The 12,603-nt window shown below is 50.8% G+C and carries 8 protein-coding genes; 2 read left to right on the plus strand and 6 right to left on the minus strand.

The annotated features are described in order from the left end of the window. Nucleotides 1-37: 37 nt before the first annotated feature. Entirely contained in the window at nucleotides 38-412 is a 375-nt protein-coding gene (locus tag IQE94_RS14035) for a hypothetical protein (protein WP_212720873.1), read from the minus strand. Between the two features lie 242 nt (nucleotides 413-654). Here IQE94_RS14035 and acs point away from each other — a divergent pair, with 242 nt between their 5' ends. Next, nucleotides 655-2,616: an acetate--CoA ligase gene (acs, locus tag IQE94_RS14040; RefSeq protein ID WP_223342166.1), complete on the plus strand. Its 1,962-nt coding sequence runs from the start codon at nucleotides 655-657 to the stop codon at nucleotides 2,614-2,616. On the opposite strand, the gene IQE94_RS14045 is transcribed toward acs, so the two are convergent. From IQE94_RS14045 to IQE94_RS14060, 4 genes are all read right to left on the minus strand, one after another. After that, nucleotides 2,602-3,156, minus strand: a complete 555-nt coding sequence (locus tag IQE94_RS14045; protein WP_212720871.1) for a DUF2854 domain-containing protein — start codon at nucleotides 3,154-3,156, stop codon at nucleotides 2,602-2,604. The two genes, acs and IQE94_RS14045, sit on opposite strands and share 15 nt — an antisense overlap. A 220-nt stretch (nucleotides 3,157-3,376) precedes the next feature. Further along, nucleotides 3,377-8,626: a translocation/assembly module TamB domain-containing protein gene (locus IQE94_RS14050; protein WP_223342167.1), complete on the minus strand. Its 5,250-nt coding sequence runs from the start codon at nucleotides 8,624-8,626 to the stop codon at nucleotides 3,377-3,379. Between the two features lie 235 nt (nucleotides 8,627-8,861). After that, nucleotides 8,862-10,814, minus strand: coding sequence for an FAD-dependent oxidoreductase (locus tag IQE94_RS14055; RefSeq protein ID WP_223342168.1), 1,953 nt, complete (start codon nucleotides 10,812-10,814; stop codon nucleotides 8,862-8,864). A gap of 106 nt (nucleotides 10,815-10,920) precedes the next feature. Continuing rightward, complete coding sequence (locus IQE94_RS14060) at nucleotides 10,921-11,364, minus strand: DUF6335 family protein (RefSeq protein ID WP_223342169.1); 444 nt, start codon at nucleotides 11,362-11,364, stop codon at nucleotides 10,921-10,923. A 161-nt stretch (nucleotides 11,365-11,525) separates the two neighbouring features. On the opposite strand from IQE94_RS14060, the gene cobO reads away from it, so the two are divergent. Further along, complete coding sequence (cobO, locus tag IQE94_RS14065; protein ID WP_212720868.1) at nucleotides 11,526-12,137, plus strand: cob(I)yrinic acid a,c-diamide adenosyltransferase; 612 nt, start codon at nucleotides 11,526-11,528, stop codon at nucleotides 12,135-12,137. 153 nt (nucleotides 12,138-12,290) lie between these two features. Here the strand turns inward: cobO and IQE94_RS14070 are convergent, their stop codons facing one another. Next, on the minus strand, nucleotides 12,291-12,506 hold the full coding sequence (locus IQE94_RS14070) for a hypothetical protein (protein ID WP_212720867.1): 216 nt from the start codon (nucleotides 12,504-12,506) through the stop codon (nucleotides 12,291-12,293). Nucleotides 12,507-12,603 lie beyond the last annotated feature (97 nt).

Consider the following 12,603-nt stretch of genomic DNA (forward strand, 5'->3'; position numbering starts at 1 on the left):
ACAGGGATTTTTTATGGCCGTCAACCAAGGGGAAATATTAGTAATAAAAATACTCTTTGCGATGGCGTCGATGGTGCCAATTATTATTATCCCGACGCTCCCAACCATTCACCCGGCAGTTGACACAATTATTACCACCATTGATGATGGTTAATTCTTCCTTACCCCGATAATTGCGGTTGTAGTTGTAGCCTCTGTAGTAACCGTTGGGATAGGTATTATAGGTATTGCCGCGATTAGGCATAAAAATCGGCTGGCTAAAGCCTGGGGTGCCAATCCGATCGCCAGGGTTGTTGTTGTTGTTGTAATTGCCGTAACGATTATAGTTACGAAATTGGGCGTCGGCGCCGGGGGTAAAGCTGGTCAAAATACCAAGGGTGGCGATCGCCGTGAGTAGATAGTTGAGTTTCATGGTGTAAATCTCCGAGTAAGGGGTTATGGCTGGAATCCCATCAAGGGTGTAATTTCTCTTGCTCCCCACTGCCAAACGAACTGCAATCAATACTGGCTTCCTTCTTCTATCCTAGGCCGCCCCCAGGGTAAACAGCAGAGGCAAAGAAATACAAAAAGTTACAAATTCGGGGAAAGGGCAAAAAATTTTGCGACAATCGTCAACGTTGGGCCCAGGGCCATTGACGACCAAGACGGAGAACCATGTCAGATACCATTGAATCCATCCTCCAGGAAGAGCGACTTTTTAATCCCCCCACGGAGTTTAGTGAACAGGCCTATGTGCGCAGTGGGCGGGAGTATGAGCAACTGTACAGCCGGGCGGCGAACAATCCAGAGAAGTTCTGGGGGGAACTGGCGGAGCAGGAATTGCATTGGTTTAAAAAATGGGACCGGGTGCTGGACTGGCAACCTCCCTTTGCCCGATGGTTTGTCGGTGGCCAGTTGAATATTTCCCATAACTGTTTAGACCGACATTTGCATAGTTGGCGGCGCAATAAGGCGGCCATTATCTGGGAGGGGGAACCGGGGGATTCCCGGGTAATTACCTATGGGGAACTGCATCGGGAAGTTTGTCAGTTTGCCAATGCCCTGAAAGGTTTGGGCGTACAAAAAGGAGATCGGGTGGCCATTTATTTACCCATGATCCCCGAAGCGGCGATCGCCATGTTGGCCTGTGCCCGTATCGGTGCGCCCCATAGCGTTGTGTTTGGTGGGTTTAGTGCGGAAGCCCTGCGGGATCGGTTAGTGGATGCTGAAGCGAAATTGGTCATCACTGCCGACGGCGGTTTTCGTAAAGATAAGGCGATCGCCCTCAAACAGGAAGTGGACAAGGCCCTGGAACACGGTGCCCCCAGCGTGGAAAACGTCATCGTGGTGCAAAGAACCAAAGCTGATGTGACCATGACGGCGGGGCGGGACCACTGGTGGCATGAACTCCAACCCCAACAATCGGCCCATTGCCCAGCGGAACCCATGGACAGTGAGGATATGCTGTTCATTCTCTACACTTCCGGCAGTACGGGTAAACCGAAGGGCGTGGTCCACACCACCGGAGGTTATAACCTTTACACCCACATGACCACCAAATGGATTTTTGACCTCAAAGACACGGACGTTTATTGGTGTACCGCCGACGTGGGCTGGATTACTGGGCACAGTTACATTGTTTACGGCCCCCTGTCCAACGGGGCTACCACGGTAATGTATGAAGGGGTGCCCCGTCCCTCCAATCCTGGGTGTTTTTGGGACGTGATTGAAAAATATGGGGTGAATATTTTCTACACTGCCCCCACCGCTATCCGTGCCTTTATTCGCATGGGGGAAGCTGTGCCCAACGCCAGGGATTTATCTTCCCTTCGTTTACTGGGCACCGTGGGAGAACCCATTAACCCGGAAGCCTGGATGTGGTATCACCGGGTCATTGGCGGCGGCAAATGTCCCATTGTAGATACCTGGTGGCAAACGGAAACCGGCGGCATTATGCTCACTCCTTTACCCGGAGCCATCCCTACCAAACCGGGCTCCTGCACTCGACCTTTTCCAGGCATTGTGGCGGACATCGTTGATCTAGATGGCAACCCCGTAGAGTCTGGTCAGGGTGGCTTTTTAGTGATCAAACAACCCTGGCCTAGTATGATTCGGGACGTGTACGGCGACACCGATCGTTTTCGCTCCACCTATTGGGAACATATCCAACCCCAGGGGGAACAACATTTTTACTTTGCCGGAGATGGAGCCCGCCGGGACAAGGATGGTTATTTTTGGGTGATGGGTCGGGTGGACGATGTCATCAACGTTTCTGGCCACCGTTTGGGCACCATGGAAATTGAATCCGCTTTGGTTTCCCATCCCCTAGTGGCGGAAGCGGCGGTGGTGGCCCGTCCCGATGAATTGACTGGGGAAGCCATTTTTGCCTTTGTTTCCCTAGATGGTAGCCAGGAACCCAACGATGACCTCAAAAAAGAATTAATCCAACATGTTACGGAGGAAATTGGGGCGATCGCCAGGCCGGCGGAAATCCGTTTCACTGATGTGTTGCCCAAAACCCGTTCCGGTAAAATTATGCGCCGTCTCTTGCGGAGTTTGGCCTCAGGGCAAGAAATTTCTGGGGATACTTCTACCTTGGAGGATCGTTCGGTGCTGGATAAATTACGGGAGGGCTAATTGGGAAATTAAGTTCACCGTCACTACTTTTTCTTCCGGTTTGGCGATGGTAACCTCCAGGTCTGGGCCGAAGAATTTAGCAATTTTTTCCTGCCTTTCTTGCCAAGTTTCTAGACTAATAAAGGGGGAGGTGAAGGTTAGGGTGAGCACGTATTTTCCTTCCCAGTCCTGTTCCAAAAGGCTAGTCAGTACTGGTCTTTCTTCATCGGTGGGGCTCAAACCTAGGCGCTCCAGGGATTCATCCAAGTGGGCTTCCTGCCCGTAACGATAACGGGTCACATCCTTACGAATTTGGTTTTGGGTGGGTGTGGCCAGTTGATTCCGTAAGGCGATGATTTTTTCCGGGGTCGGCTGACTAAACGGGATGGGTTTCAACTCCGCTGCCTTCAGGGCCAATCCCCCCAATACCAGGGGAATGCCATAGAAAAAACCAGCCAAATTGAGAGTGGCATAGTCCAGAGCATAGGCCACAAAACCTGTGACGGTGAGGATTCCCCCCACCGTTAAGCCCACCGCGGCCAAAGAAATTTTAGGAAGCATTTAAGTCGATACCCTTACCAAGGAAAAACAGCGGGCAAATTGTCCCACGGCAATAGTATCCAACAAAATTGAGATCCCTAGCCACTGGGATTAGCGATCGCCAGTCAGTCAATTTTGAGGCAGTGCTCGGAAATAAGACGAGGCTTTGGGGGGTGCTGTCTTGGTGGCCGCAACTTGCCAAGTTACCCAAATTATCTTGCCGGAGAATAGCTAGTAAGGGTTAAAACCGTTTTTGAAATTCCACTATGCCCCGGCTGTCGTCTTGGAAATTGCTGGAACCCCGGATCACAGTGCTGTCGTTAACCCGGTATTCTAAGCCCCACTGGGGTAGGCGATCGGAGTTGATGATTTTTTGCACCGAAACTCCCAATTGGGGGGTAAGGTCAATGCCTGCCTCTGCTGCAACCCCGATTTGATTGCCCTGGAGGCGATCGCCTTCGTTCATTAAGGGGGTGGAAAAAATGCGAAATTCACTTAGCCCCAGGGCCTCACCAATGCGTCCCTGGACTGGGCCCAACACTGCCGATCCAGCCAAATTAGCTAGCCCAACCGTGGTTTGGGTACTATCCTGACCAAGGGTACTGAGCACACCACCTCCCAACAGGGTAATGATTTCCTGGGACGATCGCCGGGGTGTACTGGTTAACTGGATATTTTGGTTGATTTCACTGGCGTAGCCATTGATGTGGGCTTGGATGCGCACCGTTTGCAGGCTGTCCTGGGTGGCACTGAAGGGTTCTGGCACCTCCGAGGAAAGAGGACTGCGGTTGGTGATGTTGCGGCTTGTTTCACTGACGGAACTGAGCAAATATAAATCTAGATAGGGGTCAAGACCCCGCTGGGGCAGAAAATAAACGCTGTTATTTTGGTTATTATCCAATCTTAATTGGCTGGCAAACAAATTCACCTGGCCTCCTTTGAGCTTAATTTCCCCCTCAGGACGCAAATTTTGCGGTGTACCATTCAGGGTCACTTGGCCGCCGGCAGCAAAATCAAGAAAGGGTAAATTTTGCACCCGGACATTTTCCGCCAACACTAAGTTTAAATTATTGAACCTCAGGCCCCGATGGGAAGGAGCACCAGAACCCAGAGCGGGCAGAGTTTGTCCTACGGAAATATTGCCATTGCCCAGGGCTAACTGACCTCCCACTTGGGGGGCGATCGCCGTGCCAGTAATTTGCACCAATCCCCCCAGGGCTCCTTGGTACAGATTGGGCACATCCACCGCCAAATTATTCAAGCTCAGTCGTAAACCTTGGTCTAGATTGGGTAAGGGATTTTGCAGGGGTAGACTGCCCACCATGGCTAAGCTGCCGCCACTGATTTGCCCGGTTAAATTGGTCACCTGGAGCGTATTTAAGTCCGCCACAATGTTGGCATTGACCTGGGTTAGGGGCTTATTCGGTAACATCTCAGCGGCGATCGCCCCATTTTGAATGGTGATTTCCCCTAGCCCCTGGAGTTGGTACAGAGTTTGATTATAGGGATCAAGGCGGCCCAACAAAGCTAAATCCACTTCCCCCTGACCGCTTAGCCAACTTAATTGCCCATGGCTGAAGAGGTTAATCAACTTCAGGCTGTCATTTTTTAACTTTAATGCCAGGGAAAAATGATTACTGTTGGGGGCTTGGCTGGCAAAGGGAAAGACATAGGGAACACTACCCTGTAGTTGCAACGGTTCCGTGAGGGAATTAACCAGACTTTGTAATTGAAAATCTAAACGACCGGCTTGGTAACTAAAATCTCCCTCGGTTTTTTCCAGGGCCAAGGGGCCAAAACGATTATCTTTAATCTGCACTTTGCCCTGAAACTGCGGATTCTGCCGGCTACCCTGGAGGCGAAAATCAGCAAATACATCTCCTTCTGGAGCGAGGTGGGCAGGGAAATGCAAAATTTTGGCCAAGGGGCCAAGGGGTAGTTGATGGAGTTGAATTTGTCCCTGTTGGCCCTGCGGTCCCAGTGACCCAGTGACCCGCAAAAATCGATCGCCACTGCGTAATTCTAGGGGAGCAAGGCTGAGATTATCCTCCTGCCAGCGCCCGGCCAATTGTAATTGCTCCAGGCCATGGTCCCCCCATTGCCACTGTTGACCCAACAAACTAAAGTCGGCCGCCAGGGGAGAGTCTCCCCGTTTCTCCACGGTGATTTTGCCTTGCAATTGTCCCCGCAGTTGCTCTAAATCTGGTAAAGAGTCCTGGTTTGTCTCCGTTGACGTCAAGCTAGTTTCACTCAGGGCCAGTTGCTTAAATTGAGTCGCTAGGTCATCCAGGGCATTGCCCACACTAACCAACGGCGGCAAATTTTCTTGGTCCAAATCTTGCCCCATGGCACCGTACAGATCCTTCGCTGTGCCGTAGGAGGGGGGCTGAAAACCCCGGCCAAAATCTTCCCAGGTGAACAGTTGCAGAGCCGTTAAAACATCTTCAATCCGGCTTTGACGGAAACTAATTTCCCCGCCCCACCGGGGTTGATCGCCTTGGAAATCAGCTTGTCCCTGAATCAAAACCGTACTCTGGCCATGGCGTAAACGACCACTGTCCACCGTTAACTGCCCCTGGCCGTAGCGGAAATTACCGGCCAAATTCTGGGCACTAAAATTGCCCCACCGGGGTTGCTGGATATTAACCCTAGTGGCGATCGCCGTTTTTTTGGCCAGGTCAAGTTGAAAATGCCCCGACAATTCCCCTCCCCAAGGTTGACTCTGGAGTTTTGCCAAGGAATCGGTTAAAGAGTTGTCCCCATGGGACACAAGGGTTAGAGCTAAGGGCAAACTATTTTGTAAAGCCTCCAGGGGTAAGGAACGGGCCGTTAAAGACCACTGGTTTGTTTGTTTTTGCCCCGCTAGTTGCCATGGCCCCCGCTCCCATAACACCGCTGTGGGTTGTTGCTTCGGGTCTAAACTGAGGCGAATTTGCTCCCCTTCTCCCTGGAGAGCTAATTGTATGCCTTCCAGATCTTTTTTTACCTCGCCGCTTAAATGGGGCACAAATTTGAACTTCCCTAACTGCAAACGATGCACCGCCAATTGTCCTTGCCATTGGGGTTGGGAGCCGGAGCCCGTCACCTGTCCCTTAAAATCTAAATTTCCCGCCCAGGGGGCCGCCTGGGGAGTGGAAATAATTTTGGCCAGGGGTAAACGATTTGCCTCCATCTGGAGGTCCATAGCTTTTATTCCCGCTTGAAAATCAAAACCTGGTTTAAGCTTGGCAATGGGAATTTGGATATTTCCCTGGGCATTTAAACCATTGCTACGGAGTTGGCTCAATTTAAGTTGGGAGCCCTGCCAGTCCAAGGCCACAGTGACGGGATCCGATAATAATTGCCACCCCTGGGAGCTGGTCAAATTTCCTTTTAAGTTTTTTAACTGAGCCGTTTCCCCAGTCCATTCCCCCGTTAGGTTTAATCGCCCCGCTACCTGTCCCGGTTGACTAATGCGTAAAGCCTGCCAATCTATACCCTCTGTACTCAGTTGGGCGCTGAAGTTTTCCTCCTCTACCCTGAATTGTTGAATGTCCACCGTTCCCTGGGGAGAGTGCCATTGCCCAGAACCAACCAAATTCCATTGGTGCATGGGTTGATCCAGGTGCCCTTGGCCAGTCCAGTTGCCAGTTAAAGTTCCTGACCAGGATCTATCCATACCAGGCAAGGTTGCCAAGGCAATATTTTTCGCCGCAAACACCCCTTGCCATTGTTTCCCCTGGAGTTGAAATTGGTCGATCGCCACAGCGCCCTGGGGTAAAGTCACTTGCCCTTGACCCTGTAATTGCAACGGCGACTGATATTTTTGATTTCCCTGGGCCCACACCTGGGCTTGGAGTTTACCCTGCTTCAAACTGTCTGGGATTGATGCTGTGTCTAAATTCCCTAGGGATAAATTTTGCAGTTGAAAATGGCCTTGCCATTGGCCCCCTTGGTAAACAAAGTCTTCGGTTTTAAGTAATCCCCCTGCTAAGGAAACATTGGCTTGGGCCTGGGCCTCCCAAGTACGAGGTTCGGATAGTTTTCCTGTGATTTGAGCTTGCCCTGATAGGGGTAACACTGAGGGCAATGGGGTGCTTAAATCCCCCTCTAACCAGGGTTTCACATCAACTTTATTTGCCTGAATTTGCAGTTGGAACGGTTGCCAATCCAAGTTATTCCCCTTCCTTCGGACTTGAATTTGCCCTGAGCCGCTTAAGTTGCCGCCGCTGCGAGGTAGGGCCTGAAAATTTTTCACCACCACCCGATCGCCTTCTAGGTCGAGGTGAGCTTGGAGATCCTGTAGGGCGAGGTTTTCAATCTGGAGGGGATTTTTGCCTGCCTTTTGCAGGTCAACTTTAATTTGCGGGTTTTCCAGCGGCCCCTGAATGGCTACCGTGGAACTTAATTGACCACTAATGGGGACAGTGGCGGGGGGAAACTGTAACCCCTGGAAAATTTTGTTGACTGCCAACGGTGCGGTGGCGATCGCCAGGTTGAAGCCATCTTGCCAATCTATGTAACCCTGGCTTTTGGCTTTAATCTCCCCCAATTGCCCTTGCACTTGTCCCAGTTGAATTTTACGACCTTGGAAAATCAGGGGGCCATTAATGGCGGTGAGGGGGCGGGCCAGTTGGGGCAATTTCAAACTAGCTTGGTGTAAATCCACTTCCCCATCCAGGGAAACTAGTTGTTGATCCTCAACGGCGATCGCCAGTTCACTATCCAGACTACCCCCTTGAAAATCCAGGGGCAGGGGCAAAATTTCCTTGAGGGGAGTGAGGGGTAAATGGCGACTTTTGACCTGGAGTTGCAGATTTTCCTGGGCTGCATCAATACGGCCCTGCAAATTTAGGTAACTACGGCGCTCCACCAGGGGTAATAGTTGACCTTGGAGGCGAAAGTGGAAAATATCTTGGCTCGATTCTTGCCAAAATTGGGCATTGTTTAACCGCAATTGAATGGGTTGATTGAAGGCTTGGCGAGCATTGCGACTAACCACAGTACCCCGACCCCGACGGACAATTAATTTTTCCAATTGGAAGGGAAAATCATCTGCCAGTTGCCCTATGGCGGTGTGCCACCACTGGCCCGATCGCCCCTGTTCAAAATAAGCCTGGGGTTCCATGGCGGTAATGGTCAACCCAAGATGTTCATCTTGGAGATATTGCCAGGGGTTATAGCTAATTTTTAAACCCTGGAGTTGCACCCAGTTGGGGTCGCTAGGGGTGGCCGGAATGCTAGTGGCACCAAATTCTAGATGGGTGAGGGAAACACTGGTCAATGGCCCCAATTCCACCGGGCGATTTAAAAAATGTTCCACCGCTTGCCCCACCAAGGGGGAGACGTTTCGCTGTACCCAATAATGGCCGTAGGTTGCGGTCCCGGCGATCGCCACCACTACACCACTGCCCAAGCCCACCACCATTGGCCAGGAAAAAAATGCCCTGGAATGCTTAGCCAACCGGGGCAACCCCAAGGGGGATTCAGACTTTTGGCGATCGGTGACCATAATTTCAGGTGCTATTTACTCCCCACAACCACCCTGCTAGGCTAACACTAGCCAACGAAACCCCGAGCAAACTAGATTAATCCCAGCACTACCACATACCCCAGGGAGACGGAATAGCACCTTGCCCTGGTTCCCCTGGCCCTGAGCTTTCCGCTGTTGAAATTGGCCGGAGAAAATTAACCAAGCCGGTGGCTCAACTAATGCCTAATGTCTCCAGGCATAAACGGCCCAGGGGCTAAATTTGCAAAATTCCCTCGGGCATCACCGTCAACAATTCCCGCCGTTGCAAACCCTCCCGATGACAGATGGCGTTGGCCGATAATAATCCACTGCTGATGGCCCGCTCCATCAAACCGCAGGGAAAGGGCATTTTCACCCAATCTCCAGCAAACAAAAGATTGGGCACCACAGTTTCCGTCTCCGGGCGATCGCCGTAGCTGTTGGGGGGAAACCCGGAGAAATTTTTTTGGTTGACCAATTCCCGATGTAGTAGGTTGGCAGTGGCTAGGGAGGGGACAATTTCGTACAATTCCCGCTCAAAGGTAGTTAGTAAATCCCCTTGGGTAGGAAACTCTTTCTCTTTGTAACAATAGGCATGTAACTCCACCACACTGCCCCCGGTGCGTTCTGCCCAGGCAATAAATTGATTTTGGATGCGGTGATAGAGGGTAATGCTATCGGTCAAACGATAACCGGACAGGGAGGCAAAATTGCTATGGGGCCATTCAAAATCTTGGTCAAACCAAAACCGGGCCACCGCAAAGGGATCCGCCACGGCTAATTGTTTCACTTGTTGCACCAATTGAAAACTAACATCTCCCCCCAGGCGATCGGCCAGGTTTTTCATGCCCACCACGTCCGCTGCTAGCACATAATAATCCGCCTTGAGGGTTTGCTCCGTTGGTTTGCCCTTGGTGCGGGAAACTAACTGTACTTCCTTGGCACTGCTCCCCGGTTTAACGGCAAACTTAGCTAAGTTACGCTTGGCTGGCCCCTGGATCACTTGACCATCGGCATCATACACAGCTCCATGACAAGGACAGATAAATTGGCCGTTTTCCTGTTTGGCAACGGTACAACCCTGGTGACTACAGGTGAGGGATAGAGCTTCTTTTCCTTCTGGCTTAGCCCAATAAACCCGATCGCCAGCGCCGTAATAAACATCCTCCCCTGGGCTTGCCTGGGAGAGCAACTCATTGCGGGGCACAGTAAAGGGCACATCGCTGACGGGATCATCCCCCTGCACATATTGGAGGGATTGGATTAAACCCTGGTCACAATTAATTGCACTGACGGTGGCTTCGGTGATGATTTTCCCCCCATGGGCTTTGATGGACTGCACCATGGGCATGACTAAACTGGTCACCATATCGTCCTTGGTACCGTTGAAAGCTAGGCCCTCAGGATTACCGAAAAAGTAAAAGTGGAAAAACTGCATCAACTCCCCCGCACTCAACACGTCGGGGGCATTCAAGCTAGATTTGGCAAAGGGGAGAAAATAAAGATCGTACAAACCCTGGGGAAATCCCTTTGCCACCCAATCACTGACGGTGATGCCATCCAGTTGGTCATAGCTTTTGGGAATTTGGAAACCCGTAATGGCCCGAAAAACTTGCCAATGGGAAGGCTTGGTTAAGTTAATGCCCCAACGCAACCGATTGGGAGAAGAAATGGTCAGATCAACAATATTCCAGGGAAAGGCGGAATGGCTCGGACGAAATACCTCCGGCTCATAGCCTTCCTTAAACACCAGGGAATAGAAATCTAGGGAACGAAAATTGTCGGCGATCGCCAACTCGTTAACAATGCCTTTGAGGTTGTAATACTGGGGAAAAAAGCCGTGGAAACCGTGTTCCATCTGAAAGGTTTCTTCCCCCACTTGGATGGGCCAGCCTGCTACCTTACCGCCCAAATTGGGTGATTTCTCCAACAGGGTAACCTTAAAGCCCCGCTTGCTCAGTTCATAGGCTGAAGCTAAACCAGCCAAACCGGCCCCCACCACCACCACGGACTTGGGTTGGGATAAATATTGCGGTAAATCTAGGCGATCGCTATGGTATCGAGCGGGTTGGGGCTTAGCTAAGCGGGAATAACCAATGGCCCCCCCCAGGGTACCCACCCCCAAAAGTTTGAGCGCAGTGCGACGGGAAACAACGGTGGAATTAGGATTGGGGGGTAATTCAGTCATGCAAAAGGCAGACGCTAAAAATCACAGCTACCGGAGCGGTAAATAGTTCAGCCCTGATTCTAATCGCTCTACCTCAAAACTTTCTACCCAAAACTTGAATTTAAATTCAGTCTTCGTCCTGGGGATTTTGATGATCTTCAGCGGAATCGGGATCCAGTTCCCAACGACGTTGATCCCTAGCCCCAAAGTTTCTCACCGTGGCCACCGGGCGACCGTCCACACTGGCAATGCCCATGGATTGCAGTAATCCTTCCGTCACATTCTGATCGGGGGTAGGATTGTCGCCGCCCACTGCTTCTTCCCCCACAACTTCTGCTTGATACCAATTGTCATCGGGATCACCACCGCTGAGGTTGCCATTGTCCAGGTGGGGCATTCTCATCAGTCTGACCACATGACCAAAACCCGTATCCCGGTCAATTAAGCCATCAAAAAAAATGTCATCATCCTCTGATCCCGTTAGATCTGAGAATAAAAATTGCTCAGAGGTATTCTGTTCAGAATCGAGATAATCGTCGCTACAATTGGCAAAATATTGATTGATATCCATTTTTATACCCCCTCTATTGCTAGAGATTTTTCTAAAAAATTAGGTTTTTAATCTATTATTATCGTAAATAAAAATGGGGATCATCGCAGTTTTCACAACAAACTCTTAACATTTGTCCCCCGCAAGAGTTACAATTTTTGCAGAAATTCTTAACAGTTATCATGGCCAATTCCCTGTCCGATGAGCAGTACAAAATTAAGATGCAAAAGCGCAAAGCTTTACAGGATGAGCGCATTGCGGCGGCCAAGGCGGAGAAGGGTCTGGTAATTGTTCACACTGGCAACGGCAAGGGCAAAACCACCGCCGCCCTAGGGATGGTGTTGCGGTCCCTGGGCCATGGTTATCAGGTGGCCATTATTCAATTCATCAAAGGGGCTTGGGAACCGGCGGAAAAGGCGGCCTTTGCTCCTTGGCAAGATCAATTAACTTTTTTAGCTCTAGGGGAAGGTTTTACATGGGAAACCCAAGACCGGCAGCGGGACCAGGCGATCGCCCATGCAGCATGGCAAAAGGCCCTGGAGTATATCCGCAATCCCGATTACCAACTGCTCCTATTAGATGAAGTAAATGTGGCGTTAAAGCTTGGCTATCTGGACGTAGAAACGGTACTGGCGGGCCTAGAAGAAAAGCCGGAATCTAATCACGTTATTTTGACGGGCCGGGGAGCGCCCCAGCCATTAATCGACCGGGCCGATTTGGTCACAGAAATGACCCTGGTCAAGCACCCCTTCCGAGAACAAAATGTTAAGGCCCAACCAGGGATTGAGTTTTAGAGATTGTTTTAAACGCCCCCGGTTCCCCCAAGTTTTGGGGTAAACGCAAAGTTCCCCGGAATTGCCAGCGCTTTAGCGGGGAGATTTAGGTCGCCAACTGAAACCCTGAAAACAAGCTTTTGGGCCATGGTTTCTGAAAACCATTTGGTCTCACTAACTCAATTCCTCGGTGGAACGGCTGAGCATGGTTTCTTCCACGTGCTTTTCCTGTTGCCGTTCTTCGGTTAACAACTCTCTGGCTTTCTCATCCAAATCTTCCGCTACGGTCAGTTCTGTTTCCGTCGCCCGAGCCACCATATTTTCCTGCAATTGACTTTCGTTCTGACGATCCTTGGCCAGCAATTCCCTGGCTTTATCTTGGGTGCTCATGGTTTTATTTCCGATGAAAAGAAGTTTGCTTTAGTTAACCGGTAACTTCCTATACTTTATCGAAAAACCGGGGAAGGCTGGGTAAGCAATCAGCCAA

The sequence above is a fragment of the Synechocystis sp. PCC 7339 genome (assembly GCF_019924095.1).
In the GTDB taxonomy this organism is placed as follows: Bacteria; Cyanobacteriota; Cyanobacteriia; order Cyanobacteriales; family Microcystaceae; genus Synechocystis.